The organism is Nocardia rosealba, assembly GCF_020216065.1.
GTDB classification, from domain to species: Bacteria; Actinomycetota; Actinomycetes; order Mycobacteriales; family Mycobacteriaceae; genus Nocardia; species Nocardia rosealba.
In genome coordinates this window covers 94444-112564 of record NZ_JAIWNA010000006.1, presented here as the reverse complement: position 1 = coordinate 112564, position 18121 = coordinate 94444, and the positions used below count along the sequence as shown (strand labels likewise).

Annotated in this window: 18 protein-coding genes; 10 read left to right on the top strand and 8 right to left on the bottom strand. The window is 68.3% G+C overall.

Annotation, left to right across the window (positions count from 1 at the left end; all coding sequences use genetic code 11):
• The first annotated feature begins 120 nt into the window (after window positions 1-120).
• Entirely contained in the window at window positions 121-1245 is a 1125-nt protein-coding gene (locus tag LDL21_RS21735) for a glycerate kinase (RefSeq protein ID WP_181699835.1), read from the top strand.
• Between the two features lie 7 nt (window positions 1246-1252).
• Here the strand turns inward: LDL21_RS21735 and LDL21_RS21730 are convergent, their stop codons facing one another.
• Window positions 1253-1579, bottom strand: a complete 327-nt coding sequence (locus LDL21_RS21730) for a winged helix-turn-helix transcriptional regulator (protein ID WP_067497730.1) — start codon at window positions 1577-1579, stop codon at window positions 1253-1255.
• Window positions 1580-1723: 144 nt separating this feature from the next.
• Here LDL21_RS21730 and LDL21_RS21725 point away from each other — a divergent pair, with 144 nt between their 5' ends.
• Complete coding sequence (locus tag LDL21_RS21725) at window positions 1724-2593, top strand: NAD(P)-dependent oxidoreductase (RefSeq protein WP_181699837.1); 870 nt, start codon at window positions 1724-1726, stop codon at window positions 2591-2593.
• Window positions 2594-2639: 46 nt separating this feature from the next.
• Here LDL21_RS21725 and LDL21_RS21720 read toward each other — a convergent pair whose 3' ends face one another.
• Genes LDL21_RS21720 through LDL21_RS21710 form a run of 3 tightly spaced genes read right to left on the bottom strand, consistent with a single transcriptional unit; the run spans window position 2640 to window position 4622 of the window.
• Window positions 2640-2876 (bottom strand): helix-turn-helix transcriptional regulator, encoded by a 237-nt coding sequence (locus tag LDL21_RS21720; protein ID WP_067643518.1) that lies wholly within the window; start codon window positions 2874-2876, stop codon window positions 2640-2642.
• Window positions 2866-3705, bottom strand: a complete 840-nt coding sequence (locus tag LDL21_RS21715; RefSeq protein WP_225281555.1) for an ABC transporter permease — start codon at window positions 3703-3705, stop codon at window positions 2866-2868. The genes LDL21_RS21720 and LDL21_RS21715 overlap by 11 nt, the downstream gene beginning before the upstream one ends.
• Window positions 3702-4622 (bottom strand): ABC transporter ATP-binding protein, encoded by a 921-nt coding sequence (locus LDL21_RS21710; RefSeq protein ID WP_225281554.1) that lies wholly within the window; start codon window positions 4620-4622, stop codon window positions 3702-3704. Before LDL21_RS21710 ends, LDL21_RS21715 begins: the two co-directional genes overlap by 4 nt.
• A 132-nt stretch (window positions 4623-4754) precedes the next feature.
• Between LDL21_RS21710 and LDL21_RS21705 the strand changes: the two genes are divergently transcribed.
• Entirely contained in the window at window positions 4755-5201 is a 447-nt protein-coding gene (locus LDL21_RS21705; protein ID WP_225281553.1) for a nitroreductase/quinone reductase family protein, read from the top strand.
• Here the strand turns inward: LDL21_RS21705 and aroQ are convergent.
• Window positions 5198-5650 carry a type II 3-dehydroquinate dehydratase gene (aroQ, locus tag LDL21_RS21700; protein ID WP_225281552.1) on the bottom strand — a complete coding sequence of 151 codons (453 nt, stop codon included), beginning with the start codon at window positions 5648-5650 and terminating at the stop codon, window positions 5198-5200. The two genes, LDL21_RS21705 and aroQ, sit on opposite strands and share 4 nt — an antisense overlap.
• Before the next feature lie 82 nt (window positions 5651-5732).
• Complete coding sequence (abmR, locus tag LDL21_RS21695) at window positions 5733-6299, bottom strand: ATP-binding transcription factor AbmR (RefSeq protein ID WP_225281551.1); 567 nt, start codon at window positions 6297-6299, stop codon at window positions 5733-5735.
• A 479-nt stretch (window positions 6300-6778) separates the two neighbouring features.
• Between abmR and LDL21_RS21690 the strand changes: the two genes are divergently transcribed.
• Both LDL21_RS21690 and LDL21_RS21685 read left to right on the top strand, forming a co-directional pair.
• Window positions 6779-8365 (top strand): NTF2-like N-terminal transpeptidase domain-containing protein, encoded by a 1587-nt coding sequence (locus LDL21_RS21690; RefSeq protein ID WP_225281550.1) that lies wholly within the window; start codon window positions 6779-6781, stop codon window positions 8363-8365.
• A 25-nt stretch (window positions 8366-8390) separates the two neighbouring features.
• Window positions 8391-8747, top strand: a complete 357-nt coding sequence (locus tag LDL21_RS21685; protein ID WP_181699852.1) for a DUF3054 domain-containing protein — start codon at window positions 8391-8393, stop codon at window positions 8745-8747.
• Here the strand turns inward: LDL21_RS21685 and LDL21_RS21680 are convergent.
• Together LDL21_RS21680 and LDL21_RS21675 are read right to left on the bottom strand one after the other, a co-directional pair.
• A complete protein-coding gene (locus LDL21_RS21680; RefSeq protein ID WP_225281549.1) occupies window positions 8744-9826 on the bottom strand; it encodes a lysylphosphatidylglycerol synthase transmembrane domain-containing protein in 1083 nt (360 codons plus the stop codon). The two genes, LDL21_RS21685 and LDL21_RS21680, sit on opposite strands and share 4 nt — an antisense overlap.
• A 4-nt stretch (window positions 9827-9830) precedes the next feature.
• Window positions 9831-11351: an adenylate/guanylate cyclase domain-containing protein gene (locus LDL21_RS21675; RefSeq protein ID WP_181699867.1), complete on the bottom strand. Its 1521-nt coding sequence runs from the start codon at window positions 11349-11351 to the stop codon at window positions 9831-9833.
• 72 nt (window positions 11352-11423) lie between these two features.
• Between LDL21_RS21675 and LDL21_RS21670 the strand changes: the two genes are divergently transcribed.
• The 5 genes from LDL21_RS21670 to LDL21_RS21650 all read left to right on the top strand — a co-directional run bounded on the left by LDL21_RS21670 (window position 11424) and on the right by LDL21_RS21650 (window position 17669).
• Complete coding sequence (locus LDL21_RS21670; RefSeq protein WP_181699855.1) at window positions 11424-12662, top strand: AI-2E family transporter; 1239 nt, start codon at window positions 11424-11426, stop codon at window positions 12660-12662.
• Entirely contained in the window at window positions 12643-13824 is a 1182-nt protein-coding gene (gene macS / locus LDL21_RS21665; protein WP_225281548.1) for a MacS family sensor histidine kinase, read from the top strand. Before LDL21_RS21670 ends, macS begins: the two co-directional genes overlap by 20 nt.
• Window positions 13825-13832: 8 nt before the next feature.
• Window positions 13833-14483 carry a response regulator gene (locus LDL21_RS21660; RefSeq protein ID WP_067643539.1) on the top strand — a complete coding sequence of 217 codons (651 nt, stop codon included), beginning with the start codon at window positions 13833-13835 and terminating at the stop codon, window positions 14481-14483.
• A 60-nt stretch (window positions 14484-14543) separates the two neighbouring features.
• Window positions 14544-15227 carry a DUF1707 SHOCT-like domain-containing protein gene (locus tag LDL21_RS21655; RefSeq protein WP_181699860.1) on the top strand — a complete coding sequence of 228 codons (684 nt, stop codon included), beginning with the start codon at window positions 14544-14546 and terminating at the stop codon, window positions 15225-15227.
• A 708-nt stretch (window positions 15228-15935) separates the two neighbouring features.
• Complete coding sequence (locus LDL21_RS21650; protein WP_372462216.1) at window positions 15936-17669, top strand: DUF2339 domain-containing protein; 1734 nt, start codon at window positions 15936-15938, stop codon at window positions 17667-17669.
• Window positions 17670-18121: the final 452 nt, after the last annotated feature.

Genomic DNA, 18121 nt, shown 5'->3' with positions numbered 1-18121 from the left:
CGACGTCCCCTCCTCGAGGTCGGGGAGTGCGGGGCCGGGAAGGCGGGGGTGGTGCGTACTCGCGCAGTGGGGTTGTCGAAGACGGTGGCGGGTTCGGAGGTTTGCCCGGAGAATGTCGGGATGAGTGGTCCTCGAGTGGTGCTTGCCCCTGACAAGTTCAAGGGTTCGCTGACCGCGCCCGAGGTGGCGGCCGCGTTGGGGGTGGGAATCAGGCGCCGGGCGCCCGGGGCCGATGTGCGGGCGGTGCCGGTGGCCGACGGTGGGGACGGAATGGTCGAGGCCTTCGCCGCAGCCGGTTGGCAGCGGGTGGAGATCGACGCGCCGGGGCCGACGGGCGAGCCTTCGCGGGCGGTGTACGCGATACGCGACGAGACCGCGGTGGTGGAGCTGGCCGCGGCGGTCGGGTTGGTGAAACTTCCCGGTGGCAGGCTCGCGCCGTTGCGCGCCGACACCTTCGGTCTCGGCGTCGTGGTGGCGCACGCGCTGGACGCGGGGGCGAGCGAGATCGTGCTCGGGCTCGGTGGGAGTGCGTCGACGGATGGCGGGTCTGGGCTGTTGCGCGCGCTCGGCCTGCGCCTGCTCGACGAGAACAACGACGAACTGGACGGCACCGCGATGGATGTCGTCACCCTGCTGAGCCGGGTGGCGGCCGTCGACCGGGCCGGCCTGCATCCCGCTGTCGCGCGAGCGCGGTTCACCCTTGCCTGCGATGTCGACAACCCGCTGCTCGGCCCGGCCGGTGCGGTGGCGGTGTACTCGCCGCAGAAGGGCGCCGACCGGCACATGATGGTGAAACTCGAAGCCGCACTCACCAATTGGGCTGCCATCCTCGGCACCGGCTATGCCGAGATCGGGGGTGCTGGCGCGGCGGGCGGCACCGGTTTCGGTGCGCTTGCCGTCCTCGGCGCCGAGGTGCGCAGCGGCATCGACGTGCTGCTCGAGCTGCTCGAATTCACCGCGCTGGTCAAGGGGGCGGCGCTGGTGGTGACGGGTGAAGGGTCGCTCGATCACCAGAGCATGCACGGCAAGGCGCCCGTGGGGGTCGCGGCAGCGGCCAACGCGGCGCGGGTACCGGTAGTGGCGGCGGTTGGCCGAACGATGCTGTCGCCGGGCGAGATTCGCGCCGCCGGGTTCGCCGCCTGTTATCCGCTCAGCGAACTGGAACCCGACGCGGCGCGGTCGATGCTGACCGCCGGGAAACTACTCGAACGCATCGGCGAGCGCATCGCCCGCGAATACCTGTAGCCGCCGGTCACACCAGCACGGCACGATGCCGGTCGCCCCACGCCTCGAGCGGGGCGAGCGCGTCGCGCAGCGTTTCGCCGAGCGGGGTCAGCGAGTATTCGACGCGCGGCGGGATCTCCGGGAAGATCTCGCGACGCACCACCCCGGCCGCCTCGAGATGGCGCAAGTTCTCGGTGAGCACCTTCTCGCTCACACCGTCGAGCAGCCGCCGGATGTTCCCGAATCGCTGCGGCCCTTCGCCGAGCACCCACATCAGGTGCAGTTTCCATTTGCCACCGACCACGTCGATGGCCAGGCTCATGCCACACACCTGGTGATCTGCGTCACTGCTCATCGTCTGCGCACCCTTCTGACCGTATTTCGAACCTATAGGTAAGCAACCGCACTGCGACGTGCGGTCTTCCCGCGCGCTGCCGCCGCCGACACCATGGAAACCGGCGCCGAACCAATCCGTATCGAAAAAGCGAAGGGCTACACCATGAGTACCCGATCAGTTTCCGTTCTCGGCCTGGGCCCGATGGGTCAGTCCATGGTCAAGGCCTTCCTCGAGGCGGGCGTCGAGGTGACCGTGTGGAACCGCAGCACCGCCAAGGTCGACGCCATGGTCGCCCTCGGCGCCAAGCGGGCCGAGACCGTCGCCGAGGCGCTCGACGCCAACGAGGTGTCGGTGCTCAGCCTCACCCACTACGACGCCATGTACGACGTGCTCGGCCAGGCGGTCGACCACCTGCCCGGCAAGGTGATCGCCAACCTGTCCTCCGATTCGCCGGAAAAGGCGCGGGCGGGTGCGAAGTGGGTGCGTGAGCGCGGCGCCGAGTTCTTCTCGGGTGGCGTGATGTCGGCGGGCGACAATATCGCCCATCCCGCGTCCTACATCTTCTACAGCGGTCCCAAAGCGGTGTTCGACGCGCACGCCGACCTGCTTCGCCCGCTGAGCCCGCAGGAGTACCTCGGCGCCGACGACGGTCTCGCACAGGTCTTCTACCAGGCGCTGCTGGTGATCTTCCACCCCTGGCTGCTCGCCTTCGACCAGGCCACCGCCGTGATCGCGAAGTCCGGTCACGACATCGCCCAGTTCGTTCCGTTCGCGGTCCGCGCCAGCGAGGCCTTCCCGTACTTCATGGAGCAGTTCTCGGTGGCGAACCAGAACGGCGGCTGGGCCGACCTGGCCAGCCTGAAGATGATGGACGCGGGCGCGCAGCACATCATCGACGCCAGCGAGGAAGTCGGTGTCGACGCGGCGTTCTCGCACCTGGCGCAGTCGTTCTGGCGCAAGGCCATCGCGGCCACCGAGGCCGCGGGCAAGCCCGTGTCGACCTATGAGCTGATGCGCGGCGAGAACTCCTGAGGCAGCAGCGAAACCGTCCGACGTGGGGTCGGACGGTTCGCTCGTTCTAGGCCGTTCCGGTGCCGAGCCGGGGGAACGGCTCGGTGGAGAACACCACCTCCACGGCTACCTCGAAATAGGCCGCGATGCGCAGCGCCAGGTGCAGGCTCGGGCTGTATTCGCCGCGTTCGAGGTAGCCGATGGTCTGGTAGTGCACGCCGAGTGCTTCGGCGAGGTCCCGCCGGGAGATGCCACGCTCGGCGCGCAACATCGCGATGCGGTTGTAGATGACCTCAGAAGGCACGCTGCATCGCCTTGTCCCGTCGCGTCGCCATGGTCGCGCCCGACTCGTGCTCGGCCATCCGCCGCAGCACCACCGGGGCGAGAGCCAAGCCGACGACGGCCCAGATGCCGAGTACGCCAACAGTTTCCAGATGACGCCAGGACTGGTCGAGTTCGATGCCGACGGCCTCACCCGGCAGCAGCGCCGAGCGCATGCCGAGGCCGAGCCAGTACATCGGGAACAGCTGGCCGAGCACCTGCAACCAGCCGGGCAGGGCGGTGATCGGGTAGAAGACGCCGGAGATCGCGATCAGGCCCATCAGTGGGATGGTGAGCAGGAAGGCCGTCCTGGTGTCGAGCACGCTGCCGAGTATCGCGCCGATCGGCAGCACGGCCAGCAGGCCGAGCGCGAGCACCCACACGAAGGTCGCCACCGCGCCGGGTCCGCTCAGCGACGAGCCGCCGATGATCGCCATTCCCACACCGAGCACGATAACCACCTGCGCCACCACCGCCCCCGTGGTGCTCACGATTTTGCCGACGAAGTAGCCGACCATGCCCTTGGGCACCGCCTTGGCCCGCAGCAGCGTGCCGTCCTCGCGGTCGAGCACCAACACATTGAGGATGGCGTACATCCCGTTGAACGCGATGATGCTGCCGAGCAGGCCGGGTACCGCCAGCTCGGCGATACCGAGCCCGCTGTCGCCGTAGTCGCGGTCGCGCAGCAGGAACAGCACGCCGAGAGTGATTGCCGGGGTGAGGAATTGACCGATCAGATCGGGTGCGTTGGTGTAGACCTGCCGCAGTTCGATCAGGCCGCGGGCGAAACCGGCGCGCAGAGCGGTGTTCATCGGGTCACCTCCGTGAGTGCGTGGACGGTCTCGCCGGACTCGGCGCGCCGGACCAGGGTCATATAGGTGTCTTCCAGCGAGGCGCGGCGCACCTCGAGGTCGGCGATGTCGGCACCGTGCTGGGTGAACAGCTCGTGCACGAACTTGGTGGACTCGGTGGTGGTGTGCACGAACCGTTGATCGTCGACGGTCCAGCTCACCTGTGCTTCCCCCGCGATCGAGCGGGCGAGCGCGTCGGGTGACCCGTCGGCGATCACCCGCCCACCGGCCAGGATCAGGATGCGGTCGGCCAGCTTCTCCGCCTCGTCGAGATCGTGGGTGGTGAGCAGGACGGTGGTGTTCTCCAGATCGGCCAGCCGGTGCACCAGATCGTGGAAATCGCGACGCGCGGCCGGGTCGAAACCGGCGGTCGGCTCGTCCATGAACAGCAGTTCGGGCCTGCCGACGATGCCGATGGCCACATCGAGCCTGCGCCGCTGCCCACCCGAGAGTGTGGCGATCTTCGCACCCGCCTGCTCGGTGAGTCCGACGAGTTCGATGAGCTCGTCTGTTTCCCAAGGCCGTTGGATATTCGCCGTGGCATAGGGGCGGTAGTAGGTGCCGAGGTGCTGAAGTAGTTCGCGCACACGCCATTTCGCGTGATCGCGCCAGGACTGCAGAACCACCCCCACCCTGGCGCGCCAGTGTTCGTCACCGTGTTCGGGATCGGCCCCCAGCACATCGACCCGACCGGCCGACCTCCTGCGGAACCCCTCGAGGATCTCGATCGTGGTGGTTTTGCCCGCGCCGTTCGGCCCGAGCATGACGAGCACCTCCCCGCGCGCGGCCTGAAATGTCACATCGTGCAGCACGTCCGCCTCGTCGTAGCGCATCCGCAACCGCTGGACGTCGAGAACGACGCCGTTACTCGAAGCCATGATTCCTCCCAGTCATCGACCTTCGATGATATGTAGCATATGTACTACAACTCATCGCGGCAATGCTTTCGTGAAAACGGGCAAATCGGATCTCGATGCTCGCTTCCGGTCGATGGCTGACATGCTTGGCGCATGGAGAACGCGAGTCGCTATCTGGCTCCCTCGGGTATCGAGGCGACCCTGCTCAGGGTCGTCAATCAGCTGCCGCGACTTGGCATCAGCATCATGGGTTCGCGGCTGCTCGCCGTGCGCGGCCGCACCAGCGGCGAATGGCGCACCACCATGGTGAACGTGCTCGCCGACGCCGACGGCACTCGCTATCTGGTCGCGCCGCGCGGCCACACCCAGTGGGTGCGCAATCTGCGCGTCGCGGGCGGGGGCGAATTGCGCCTCGGGCGCAAGACCGAAACCTTCTCGGCCACCGAGGTTCCCGATGCGGAGAAGGTGCCGGTACTGCGCCTCTACCTGAAGAAATTCGGCTGGGAGGTCGGCGCCTTCTTCGAGGGTGTCGGTAAGGACTCGACCGAGGAGGAACTCGCCGCGATCGCGCCCGGATTCCCCGTCTTCCGCCTGGCCTAGACCCGCGTACTCAGGAACTCGATCGCCGCCGCGTAACCCTGGATGCCGAGTCCGGCGATGACGGCGGTGGCGATGGGGGAGACGAAGGAGTGGTGCCGGAATTCCTCGCGGGCGTGCACATTGCTGATGTGCACCTCGACGATCGGGACCTCCGGAATCACCAGGGCATCGCGCAGGGCGACCGAAGTATGGGTGAGGCCACCGGGATTCACGACGATGGCCGACGCGACACCGCGCGCCTGATGGATCCGATCGATCAGGGCGCCTTCGTGATTGGACTGGAACGCCACCACCTCGCGCCCGAACCGGGCCGCCGTGCGCTCGCAGAGGGCGACCACGTCGTCGAGGGTGTCGGAACCGTAGATCTGTGGTTGACGGGTGCCGAGCATGTTCAGGTTCGGCCCGTTCAGCACGAGAATCGGACCGGTGGCCTGCACGGACGTCTCCATGGGTCGAGCCTAACCCGCGGCCCCGGCCTCGGGTCGTCGCACCGTCATCGGGTCGAGTGCTCCCGCAGCCGGGGCCGGGAACTCAGAGGCCGGTAGGACCTTCCGCGCGTAGGTCGTCCACTTTGCGCATGGCTTCGCGCAATTCGGCCAACCAGCTCTCGGCGTGCTTGCCCGCCAGCTTCACCGTCCAGGCCAGCGCGTCGGCGCGGGAACGGGCCACGCCCGCATCGATCAGGGTGTCGAGCACCTGGCGTTCGGGCTGACGCAGGCGCGTCATCACGGGAACGGCCAAGTGGGTGAACAGGATTCGTTCACCGTTCACCCGAACGCCCCAAGCGACGCTTCGCCCGTACCGGCGCTGAGCCTCGTCGGCGATGCGCATGCGCGCCGGGCGGGTCGACTCGCGGAAGCGGGCGAGCGCGCCCTCGCGGGTCGCCGGCGAGGCGGGTGCGTCCGCGTCGCCGGGATCGGGGAGTTCGCCGACGACGACGATCTCGTCGCGGTCGATCTCGAGTTCGGGCGGGCCGGTGAACCAGTCGGCGGGCAATCGTCCGGCGAACCAGTCGGCGGCATCGGCCGCGTCGGGTAGATCGGCCTGTTGCCAGCCGCCGGGACGGCCGAATCCGCGTTCGCGATGGGCGTTGCGCATGATGATCACCTGCTGTCGGAGAGTGCATGTGTTGCAGTGATTACAAGATTACGCCGGAATTCGGGTGCGCGATTGTGCCGTGGGTGAACGCGAATTCGGATGATCGGTGGCGGGCGATTGGTTGTCGGTGGCGATGGGTACCCTCGCTGTGAATCGCCAGACGATGCGAGATACTCACAAGTGTGCGGGCCTGCCGGTACGGTAAGCGCGCCAGTTGTTGCCACTGGCAGGGCGAGGTTCGAAATCATCCCCTCACGGGGTCGGAGTTCGGGCACAATCGAGGTGCTGAGGTCGGATAGCGTCCCGTTTACCGGGGCATCGGAGACGGGTCAACTTCCGGTACGGTTGTTTTGTTACCGGAGTGGCAAGAGTGAAGAGTGGGCGATATGGATGTGTGGGGATCCCGCCGCTTTCGCGTCCGGGGCGCAATGGCGATCGCGGGGGTTGCGACCCTCGCGATGGCGCTGTGCTCGTGTGGCGTGGGTGGGAAGACGAGTGAGTCCGAGACCGTCGTCCAGCGGTTCACCGACCTGCTCGACAAGCAGGACTACACCAAAGCCGCCGATCTGACCTCCTACCCCGCCGCCGCTTCGGCAACCATCAAGCAAATGTTCGAGGGGCTGCAGTCGGGCACTGTCGACTACGAGAAGACCCAGGTCATCGATCTCGACGCCCAGTCGGCCATTTTCAGCATGGACGTGGCCTGGAACTTCGGCGAGAACAAGGACTGGAGCTACACGCTGCAGGGCACCGTCCGCAAGCTCGCCATCGGCTGGCGGATCAGCTGGGACCCTGCCGTGGTGATGCCGCAGTTGACGAACAACCGCACCGTGAAGCTCGTGCGAACCACGGCCAAGCCGCCGCCGCGCGTGGTCGACCTGGCGGGCGAGCCGCTGATGACCGAACAGGTCATCAATGTCATCAAGATCGACCCCGCCCGCACCGGCGACCTCGTCGCCTCCACCAACGCATTGGCCGATGCCATCGAACCCGTCGCCCCGCTCATCACCGGGCCCTACCTGATGGAGCAGCTCGCTGCCTCGCAGGGCAAGCCGGTGGTCGCGGTGAATCTGCGCGAGGGCGATTTCGCCATTCTCGAGCCGAGGATGGCCAAGGTGCCCGGCGTGGTGATGGAGAAGCAGCCCAAGCTGATCTCCGCCGATCGCCGCACCTGGTCGCCGATGCTGGACTCGCTGCGCGAGGTGTGGAAGGCCAGTCTGGAGGCCACGGCCGGCTGGGGCGTGCAGATCTTCGAGGCCGACGGACGGTTCGTCAACCAGGTGGCCGGATACCAGGGCCCCGCCGGTCCCGATATCGCCGCGACCATGGATCAGCGCCTGCAGCGGGCCGCCGAGGACGCGGTGGTCAGCGTCGGCACGCCCGCCTCGGTGGTGGCGATCCAGCCGTCGACCGGTGCCGTCGTCGCGGTGGCGCAGAACAGTTACGCCACCGAGAAGGGGCCCATCGCGTTCACCGGGCTGTTCCCGGCGGGCGGCACCATGGACCTGTTCCGTGCAGTGGCCGCCGCGACCAAGAACAAAGCGCCGCAGGATGTTTCGGTGCAGGAAGCTTCGGAGGCCGCCGCCGCGCTCGGCGTGGGTGTCGACTTCAAGGTGGCCGGGCTCGACGAGGTCACGGGACGGATCGCCGCACCCGGGCGCAGCACCGAACAGGTGCGTCAGGGCGCCGGTTCCGATGCGGTGCTCGCCAGCCCGTTCGGTATGGCGCTCGCCGCCGCCGCTATCGCGCGTGGCGAGGTGGCCGCGCCGATGATCGAGGCAGGCAAGCCGGGCAAGGTCGACAACCCGATCCCCGCCCTGCCCCCGCCCGCCGTCGACCGATTGCGCGCGATGATGCACGAGGGCATCAACAAGCCGGAAACCGCCGCGCTGCGTGGCTTCCGCGACGTCACCGCGTTCGCCGCGACCGGCGGATCCGACGGCTGGCTGCTCGCCACGATGGGGGATCTGGCCTTCGCGGTACACATCGCCGATGTCGACAGCGGAGACGCCACCTCCCGCCTGGCCTCCGTCCTCCTGAAGTCCCTGGCCACCCCCGAAGCTTGAGAAGCGCACAACTAGGCTGCACGGTGTGAAGAGATTCGCGCCCCTCGCTGTCGATGTGCTGCTCGTGATCGTCTTTTGTGCGATCGGGCGGCGTAGTCATGACGAGGATGTGCTTGCCGGGCTGGTGAAGACGGTGTGGCCGTTCGCGGTCGGGCTTCTCATCGGGTGGGGGATCGCCTGGGTCATCGCACGGGGGAGGCGGTTTGATCCGGCGGCGCTGTGGCCGAGTGGGGTGGTGATCTGGGGATCGACGTTCGTCGGTGGGATGGTGTTGCGGGCGGTGAGTGGGCAGGGGACCGCGGTGAGCTTCATGATCGTGGCGGCCTCGGTGCTCGCGCTGTTCCTGCTCGGGTGGCGCGCGGCTGTGCGTGCGCTGCGCTAGATCCGGCGCTGTTTGAACTCGGCCTCGTATTCCTCGTCGTCGGCCTGCTTGGTGCGGAACAGGAACGCGAAAACGATCCAGCCGACGATCGCGACCAGGATGAAACTCACGAACCGGTACACGAACGCGGCGGCGACCGCCTGCGCGGCGGGCAGGCCCGCACCGGCGGTGAGACCGTAGATCAGGGTGGCGTCCACATAGACGATGCCGCCGGGCGCGAACGGAATCGAACCCACCGCCTTGCCCGCGGCGAACGCGATGAGCAGACCGGACAGCTTGGGATCGGCGCCCACCGCGTAACACGCCGCACCGAGACAGGCCACGTCGGCGAACCGGTGCACCAGCGCCCACACCCCGACCAGCGCGCCGTCGCGTTTACCCAGGTCGACCGATTCCAACTGCGCCCGGATCTCGGCCAGCTTGGCGATGCCGTGGCCGGCGGGCTTCTTCCGTAATCGGTTCACCAGCGCGAGCACCTTGCGCAGTATCGCCTCGAGCGTGCCCGGATGCCGGGCCAGATAATTGCCCGCCACCAGCACCACACCGAGCAGAACAAGGGTGGCGATGAGTTTCACGCCGATGCCCTGACCGACCAGGGCAGCGCCTGCGATACCGAGCAGCGCGAGCCCGGCCGCGGCGACCACCCCGGAGAACACCAGCTGCCACGACGCCACGATCGGGCTGGCGCCCCAGCGCCGGGTCTGGCGATAGGTGAAGGCGGTGGAGAACACCTGGCCCGCGGGCAGCGTCAGCGACATGGCGGTGGCGCCGTACACCACCGACACCGACTTGCCCTGGCTCACGTCGACCCCGCCCGCGTGCAGCAGCTGCTTCTGCACCCGCCCGAACCCGCTCATCGACACGGCCTGGGTGAACACGCACAGCAGCACCCAGCCCCAGTGGATCTCGGTGAGCGTGCGCCACGATTCGTGCAGCCGGGGCCACAGGTACACGCCCTCGCCGACCAGCAGCGCGAGCAGGATCGCGCCGAGCACCCATTTCACCCAGCGAAAACGGTTGGGCCGGCGCACGACGGGATGCGCGGCGGGATCGCCTGCTAGGTCGCCGTCGGCCGTCACCATGTCAGCCTAGCGAACGCGACTGTTCTCCCTGGTCCACGCCGGACCTGGCCGCGACCGGCTTCGGCCAGGCCAGGCGGGTTTTTCTGCGTCTGCCACGCAGCTGGACCTCGTCGCCGGTCTCCCAATGGTCTTGCTCGCTTTCCGAGGCGAAGTACAGCGCGCTACCCGAAGCGAGAACGCGGCCGGGGTGCTCTTTGGCCAGTTCGGTGAGTCGCGACGCCTCGTTGACGGGGTCGCCGATCACGGTGTATTCGAAACGATTCGCCGCGCCGATATTGCCCGCGACCGCCAGCCCCGCCGACACGCCGATGCCGACATCGAGGGTGGTCACTTCACGCAGCGCCTCGCGCAGCTCGCGGGCGGCGGCCAGGGCGGCGGTCGGTGCGTCGGGGCGGTCGAGCGGTGCGCCGAAGATGGCGAGGGCGGCGTCGCCGACGAACTTGTTGACGAAGCCGTGGTGGCGATCGATCACGTCGACGACCACCCGGAAGAACTCGTTGAGCAGGCTCACCACCTCGGTGGGCGGACGTTCGGCCGCGGCGGCGGTCGACCCGACCATGTCGACGAAAAGCACCGCGACGAAGCGAGTCTCACCGCCGAGTTCGGTCCCGTAGTCCAGCGCGCGCTGCGCGACTTCCTCACCGACGTGCTGACCGAACAGCTCCTGCAGCTTGCGGCGTTTGGCGGCCTCTTCCATCATCCGGTTGAAACCGACCTGCAGCAGGCCGATCTCGCTGCCGTCGTACACCTCCACCTGCACGTCACGCGCGCCCGCCTGCACCCTGTTGATGGCTTGGGACAGCTGACGAACAGGGTCGGAGATGGACGATCCGGTGAGCATCGACAGCGCGAGCGCCTGCAGGATCACCACGCCGCACAGCAGCAGGATGGAGATGGCCAGCGACTTCGCCGAGAACTTCACGTCCGAGGAGATCTGGGTGACGCACAGCAGCACGATCGCGATGGTCGGGGCGAACGTGCCCATTCCCCAGGTCATCGCCATACGCGTACCGACACCGGGGGTGAGGGTGTGGTCGAAGGTGCCCTCGGTGAGCGCCTCGGCCGCGACCGGCCGCAGAATGCGTTCGCCGAGCATGTAGGTGAAGCCGAACACGATGGTGGCGGCCATACATTCGGTGACGATCACCGCGCCCGCCAGCTCCGGCGATTCGGCGATGATGAGGGCGGCGAGGATGGCGCCGCCGATGATCCACAGGATCAGGTGCACGATCGACTGCCGCAACGGCACGTGCAGCGCCGCCATCTGTTCGCGTCTGCTCGGCGGGCCACCGCGCATCTGCCAGCGCATCACCGGGCGCAACATGATGGCAGCGGCGATGATGCTGAGCACCGCGGCGGCACCGAACACCACGAGCGGGGCAAGCAGACCCGCTTCGCGCACACCACCCTGATGACCCTCGGGGACCGGCAGACCGTACTGGATGAACGCCCAGACCAGCACGGCGCCGAAGGCATTGGCCAGCAGTACTGAGGTCAGATACAGCGGCCAGCGCGTTCGCATGGTCTGTTTGACCGCTTCCAGAGGCGCCGACACGACAACCAATCTAGCGTTGCGACCGATAGGCTCTCTCGGGTGACCGTCCAGAAGCCGGATTCCGGGCCCGCGTCCACGCCGTGGCGTTCCGACGCCGAGGCAGTACATCCGCTGGTCCGTAAAACGGCCGCGTGGTGCTGGCGGCTGCTGATCATCTTCGCGGCGCTGATCGCGCTGGGGATGATCGTGCAGAAGTTCGCGACGGTCGTCATCCCGCTGGCCATCGCGCTGCTGGCGGCCGCGCTGCTCGCGCCACTGGTCGACTGGATGCAGCGGGTGGGGATTCCGCGCGCGATCGGCGTGTCGGTGGCGCTGATCGGGTCGATCGGGTTGCTCGCCGGGATCATGACCTTCGTCGTCGAACAGTTCGTCGACGGTGTGCCCGCGTTGTCCAACGAGGTCACCAACAGCGTGCACAAGGTGCAGGACTGGCTCATCAACGGGCCCGCGCACCTGAGCGACCAGCAGATCCGCAGTGCGGGCGACACCATCGTGCGCACCATCCAGGACAACCGCGAAAGCCTCACCAGCGGTGCGCTCACCACCGCGACGACCATCGGTCACATCCTCACCGGCGCTTTCCTGATCCTGTTCATCCTGATCTTCTTCCTCTACGGCGGCGATCAGATCTGGAACTTCATCACCCGGGTGGTGCCCACACCGCATCGCGAAAAGGTGCGCACCGCAGGCGAACTGGGCTTCGGCACACTCGTCGGTTTCGTGCGGGCCACCGTGGTCGTGGCTGGTGTCGACGCGATCGGCATCGGTGCGGGGCTGGCGATTCTGCACGTTCCGCTGGCGCTGCCGTTGGCGTCGCTGGTGTTCATCAGCGCGTTCATCCCGATCATCGGCGCGGTCGTGGCCGGGTTCGTCGCCGTGTTCATCGCGCTGGTCACCAAGGGTTTCGTCACCGCGCTGATCGTGCTCGGCATCATCATCGCGGTGATGCAGCTGGAAGGGCATGTGCTGCAGCCGTTGCTGCTCGGGCGTGCCGTGAGCATCCACCCGCTGGCGGTGGTGCTGGCGATCACCGCGGGCCTCGTGGTCGGCGGGATCGCGGGCGCGCTGCTGGCCGTGCCGCTGATCGCGGTGGGCAACACCGCGATTCGCTATCTGCTGGCCGACACCCCCGACGAGGCGTACGGCGAGCTCGCCGGTGCCAGGGACGGCGGCCTGTTCGATGCCGAACCCGACAAACCCGAGCCGGGCCGGTTCGACGTGACCGCGCGGTTGCGCAAGGCGACAGACGAGTCCGGCGATGCGGACCCACACAGCTGAGCTGAGCTCGGCCGACGCGGCGACCGCGCCCCTGTGGCGGGCCGCCCAGGCATTCCGGCTGGTCACGTTGCTGTACGCGATCGGTCAGCAGATCGCGTCGGTGCCCTACTACCAGCACCCACGGCTGAGCTGGGTGCTGATCGCGCTGATGGCGATCTGGTCGGGTACCTCGGCATTGATGTTGTCGCAGTGGTACTTCCCCGAGGCGACCAGCCGGATTCGCGGATGGGTCGTCGTCGGCGACCAGGTGGTGACGGTGCTGCTGATCGCCTCCACCCGGCTCGTCGCCGACTACGACTGGTATCACGGGCATCAGACCCTGCCGACCACGCTGTGGATCGCCAACTCGGTGATCTCGATGGCGATTCTGCGTGGACCCGTCGCGGGAGTTGTCGCGGGGCTGGTGATGTCGGCCGTCGTGGTGACCGTGCGTGATCAGTGGGGTCAGGACGTGTGGGGTGATGCGACCGCGCCTGTGCTGGTGTCGGTGGGGTTGGCGCTCGGATTGGCGGCAAATACGGCGCGGCGTGCGCAGGGGCAGCTCGAACGGGCGCTGCGGATCACCGCCGCCGCGCAGGAACGCGAGCGCTTGGCGCGTGAAGTGCACGACGGGGTGCTGCAGGTGCTCGCCTACATCAAGCGGCGCGGCGGCGAGATAGGCGGGGCGGCAAGCGAACTCGCGCAGCGGGCGGGTGAGCAGGAGGTGGCGCTTCGGGTGCTGCTCTCCGAACAGGGTGACCGGGCCGATTCCGGCGCGGCCGAGGTCGACCTGCGGCCGTTGCTCACCGCACGCGCCACACCGAAGGTCTCGGTGGCCACACCCGGCGACCCGGTGCTCGTCGGAAGGCTTGTCGCCCAGGAGATTTCGGCCGCGGTGGCGACGGCTCTGTCGAATGTCGAATTGCATGCCGGTGCGGCGGCGAAAGCCTACGTGCTGTTGGAGGACACCGGTGACATGCTGGTGGTGAGTGTGCGCGACGACGGTGTCGGCATCGCGCCGGGCAGACTGGCCGAAGCCGCTGCCGAAGGGCGGATGGGTGTTTCGCGCTCGATCGTCGGGCGCATCTCGGCGCTCGGTGGCACGGCCGAACTGCTGAGTGAGGACTTCGGCACCGAATGGGAATTCCGGATCCCGCGCCACGCGGCGCACCGAGCGAGCTAGGAGCAGCGATGGGCGACATCAGTGTGATGGTGGTCGACGACCATCCGATGTGGCGCGAGGGCGTGTCGCGCGACCTCACCGAGGCCGGGTTCACCGTGGCCGCCACCGCCGACGGGGTCGGCACCGCCACCCGCCGCGCCGCCGCCGTGCAACCCGACGTGGTGCTGATGGACATGCAGCTCACCGACGGCAACGGGGCGACCGCCACCGCCGAAGTGCTGCGCGTATCACCGCACAGCCGGGTGCTCGTGCTCTCGGCATCGGACGAACGCGACGACGTGCTCGAGGCGATCAAAGCCGGGGCCAGCGGGTATCTGGTGAAAAGCGCGTCGGCCGCCGAACTCATCGACGCGGTGCGCGCCACCGCCGCCGGTCAGCCGGTGTTCACGCCCGGCCTGGCCGGGGTGGTGCTCGGCGAATACCGGCGCATGGCCACCGCACCCGCCGAACCCGACCAACCCCACCGGCCGTCGCTGACCGAACGCGAGACCGAGGTGCTGCGGATGGTCGCCAAGGGGTTGTCCGCCAAGCAGATCGCCGCGCGGCTCAACCTTTCGCACCGCACCGTCGAGAACCATGTGCAGGCCACGCTGCGCAAACTTCAGCTCGCCAACCGGGTGGAACTCACCCGGTACGCCATCGAACAGGGCCTCGAGTAGGACACGGAATTGGGGGTTTGCCCTGATGCGCGGGTCGGTGTTCCTGGCTAGCCTCGAAACATGGGTGGTCCCGATTCCCTCTTCGCTCCCAGCGCCTTCGTCCCCGGCACGCCGACGGCGGGCCCGGTCGGCGATCGTGACCTGCGCGTATCCGATTCCGAACGCGAACACGTCGGCCAGCTGCTACAGCGCGCCGTCGGCCTCGGCATGCTGTCGCTCGGCGAGTTCACCGAGCGGATGGACACCGCGCTCGCGGCCAAGACGCGCGGCGAACTGAACGCCGTCCTCGTCGACCTGCCCGGCATGCGGATCGCGGGCGCACCCCAACCGGCCGCCATGCCGAAACCCCGGCACACCCCCGTACCGGGCGGCACCAACCCGGCCGTCATCCGCAGCAGGCTGTCCAGCGTGCAGCGGCGTGGGCCGTGGCAGGTGCCGCCGAGACTGCACCTCAACGGCCTGATGTCCGGGGTCACCCTCGACTTCACCTCGGCCGTGATGCAGACCCAGGTCGTCGAAATCCAGGTCGACGACTACTGCACGAGCCTCACCCTGCTCGTCCCCGCCGCCGCGACCGTCGACCTCAACGGCCTCACCCTCATCGGCTCCAGCGCCAACAACCGCGTCCGCACCGGCCCACCCATCGGCCCACTGCACCTGGTGGTCCACGGTCGCGTCCGCTTCGGCTCGGTCACCGCCAAGTACCCCCTCATGGTGCAGTGGCGGCGCTTCCTCGGGCAATGATCAGGTAGGAACCACCCCCATCCGGGTGGTTCTACTCATGCCCGGCGACCGTGGTGAGCGGACCATGGGGCTATGAACGCCATCGATCCTGCGCTGGTCGCACGCCTGTCTGACGAACTGACGACCCTCGGGGTGCGGTTGGGCCGTGTCGGGGCGGATCTGGGTGTTCTGCGTGAACAGTTGACCCTGCCTGGGCAGTCGCCGACTTGTGCCGGGCGATCGACTGGTACGCAGGCCGGCGTGGCGTCGGGTGGACGGGAATCCGCCGGGTGGTTGCTCGCGCAGGCTCGTTTGACGGCGGCTCGTGGTGGGCCGTCGAGGGAGAGCGAGGTTCGGCCGGGTTCTGGTACCGGCGATGGTGCCGATCGGGCTGGGCGGGGCGCGGTAGGCCATCCGGCCGGGCAAGGGCACGGAGGGTGGGAGAACGCCGCCGGAGGTCTGCCGGCGCAAGATCCGTCGAGCCCCGGTGGGTTCGCCGTCGGATCCAGCCCGCCTGAATCGGGGGCCGGTGCGATCGTGTCTGCGTCGGCTGGTTCGGCGTCATCCGTATCTGCAGGACAGGGCGCGGGCATACCCGGGTTTGCCTTGCAAGGCAATGTGGCGTCCGGGTCTGCGGTGCCGGGGCATGGGGTGGCTGGTTCCCCGTCGCCCTGGGATTCGGTGGCGCGCGGGGCCGAGGCGGCCGGATTTCCAGCGCCAGGGCTTGCTGTGCGAGGGTCGGCGACGGGTTATGTACCTGGGACGGGGACGCACATCCAGTCGCCGCACGGTGCTTGGACCGGTTGGGGGCCGGGCTTCGGGCAGCGTGGGCCGGTGGGGGCAGGGCGGGCGCCGGCAGAGCCTCAGGTTGCGTGGTGGCAGCGGGAAGGGGTGATTGCTCGGGTGTTGGCGGTGGCTGGGGCCGGGGTCACCTTGATCGGGGTGTTGATGTTGTTGGTGCTGGCCGCTCAGGCAGGGTTCTTCGGGCCGGTGGCGAGAGTTGTTGCGGGTGGGGTGTTTTCGGTGGCGCTGGTCGGTGTGGGCTGCCGGGTGATGGGCCGAGCCGGTGGGCGGGTCGGCGGTTTGGCATTGATTTCCACCGGCATCGCGGGCTTGTACCTGGATGTTGTTGCGGTGACCGGCTTTTATCGTTGGGTGCCGGGTGGGGTCGGGCTCGCGGTGGCGTTGGTTGTGGCACTGGCCGGGCTCGGGTTGGCGATGCGGTGGCAGTCGCAGCCGTTGGCGGTGGGGGTCGTGGTCGGGGCGGCGGTGTTGTCGCCCGCGGTGGCGAGCGAGTTGATGCTGCTCGCGTTTCTCGTGGTGTTGCAGGCGGCCGGGGTGCCGGTGCAGCTGCGGCGGGACTGGCCGGTGCTGCATGTGGCGCGCACCCTGCCGGTGGTGCTGGCCGCGCTCGGGTTGATCGCTGTCAGCAGCTTCGAGGCGGGGATTGCCGGGGAGGAGGCAGCGCAGCGGCAAGGGCTGCTGATGGCGGCGATCGCGTGTGCGGTGGTCGGGATCAGCGGTGCTCTGCTGACGGTGCGGCGTCGCGCCGGGGACATCACCGCCAGTGTGACCATCGCCCTCACCGCACTGCCGGTACTCGCCGCGGCGCCGCTGTTCGACCGAGCGGTTTCCGCATCCATCACCGGTGTCCTGGCCTGCATGCTGCTCGCAGTGGCCGCGACCGCGCTGCGACCGGAAATGGCCGGGCGGCTGAACATCCCACGTCATACGGCGCTGGTCTCGGCGCTCACCGGTGCGGTTGCGCTGCTGCAGACCTGCACCACGGCGACCGGCGACAATCCGCATTTCCTGCCGACCGCGCTGTTCACGGCCGCGCTCGCGTTCCTCGGTGTCGCCGCAGCCGGCCGAAACCGGGTCTGCGCGGGACTCGGTGTTGCCTTCGCCCTGCTCGGCGGACTGGTGCTCTTCGCGATCGCCGACCCGGAAACCCTTGCGGCGCAAAGCCTCGCGATCCGCCATCTCGACGGCGCCACGGTGCTCGCCGCACTACTCGGCCTCGGCACCGCCGCGATGGTCGCCTGGACCGTGCGGCGACTGCCCGGCGGGAACGACGCGCTCATCACCGGAACATGGGTCGCCGTCAGCCTCGCCAGCCTGTACTTCGTCCTGGTCGCGACGGTGTCGACGGGTGTATCCCTCAGCGGCACACAGGGTTTCCTCATCGGCCACAGCATCGCGACCATCATCTGGATGGCAGCTGCGACGACCGCACTCTTCGTCGGCCTACGCAACCTCCGCACCGCCCCTGCCGTCGCCAAAGTGTGCCTGGCCTCCGGCCTCCTTGTGGTCGCGGCGGCCCTCGCCAAACTCTTCCTCTTCGACCTGGCCACCCTCTCCGGCCTCATCCGCGTCGCGGCCTTCCTCGCAGTCGGCACCCTCCTGCTCCTCACCGGCACCCGCTACGCCCAAGCCTTCGCCACCCCCGACCACAAGCCCTGACCCCGTCGAACCCACACCTACCGTGCTCCCAACCACGCGAGATAACCCCGCGCCCTCCTGGTCAGGCGATCACCACGTTCTGGTGGCGGGAGCCACTCGGCCGATGCCGCCACCAGAGCGTGGTGATCAGTCGTCCGGATCTCGCGGAGCTATCGGGCCACTCGGCCCCGGCGGATACTCGCTGGTTCGTCGTCGATCACCACGCTCATGGGCCGAGCGTGGTTCTCACGAACCAGTCGGCGTCGGACCATGAGGATGTGCCGAGGAGACGACTCCGGCCACGGTGATCCCGGAGGGGCCGTGGCCGGAGTTCTTGTCGGAGGGGGCTTACGGAGTCTCGTCGTTGCGGCGGCGGAGGAGTTCGTTGACGCTCACCGTGCGGCCGTCGTCGCCGTGGTGGCGGCCTTCGTCGACCGGAGTGCTGCCGCGGCGGGAGGAACGAAGTTGCGCCA

Bases quoted from the DNA above. Each gene is read 5' to 3' on its own strand.
- abmR (WP_225281551.1), bottom strand. From the start codon at position 6,299: ATGCGCAACGCCCATCGCGAACGCGGATTCGGCCGTCCCGGCGGCTGG.
- LDL21_RS21715 (WP_225281555.1), bottom strand. From the start codon at position 3,705: ATGAACACCGCTCTGCGCGCCGGTTTCGCCCGCGGCCTGATCGAACTG.
- LDL21_RS21725 (WP_181699837.1), top strand. From the start codon at position 1,724: ATGAGTACCCGATCAGTTTCCGTTCTCGGCCTGGGCCCGATGGGTCAG.
- LDL21_RS21735 (WP_181699835.1), top strand. From the start codon at position 121: ATGAGTGGTCCTCGAGTGGTGCTTGCCCCTGACAAGTTCAAGGGTTCG.
- macS (WP_225281548.1), top strand. From the start codon at position 12,643: ATGCGGACCCACACAGCTGAGCTGAGCTCGGCCGACGCGGCGACCGCG.
- LDL21_RS21660 (WP_067643539.1), top strand. From the start codon at position 13,833: ATGGGCGACATCAGTGTGATGGTGGTCGACGACCATCCGATGTGGCGC.
- LDL21_RS21705 (WP_225281553.1), top strand. From the start codon at position 4,755: ATGGAGAACGCGAGTCGCTATCTGGCTCCCTCGGGTATCGAGGCGACC.
- LDL21_RS21710 (WP_225281554.1), bottom strand. From the start codon at position 4,622: ATGGCTTCGAGTAACGGCGTCGTTCTCGACGTCCAGCGGTTGCGGATG.
- LDL21_RS21730 (WP_067497730.1), bottom strand. From the start codon at position 1,579: ATGAGCAGTGACGCAGATCACCAGGTGTGTGGCATGAGCCTGGCCATC.
- aroQ (WP_225281552.1), bottom strand. From the start codon at position 5,650: ATGGAGACGTCCGTGCAGGCCACCGGTCCGATTCTCGTGCTGAACGGG.
- LDL21_RS21675 (WP_181699867.1), bottom strand. From the start codon at position 11,351: ATGCGAACGCGCTGGCCGCTGTATCTGACCTCAGTACTGCTGGCCAAT.
- LDL21_RS21655 (WP_181699860.1), top strand. From the start codon at position 14,544: ATGGGTGGTCCCGATTCCCTCTTCGCTCCCAGCGCCTTCGTCCCCGGC.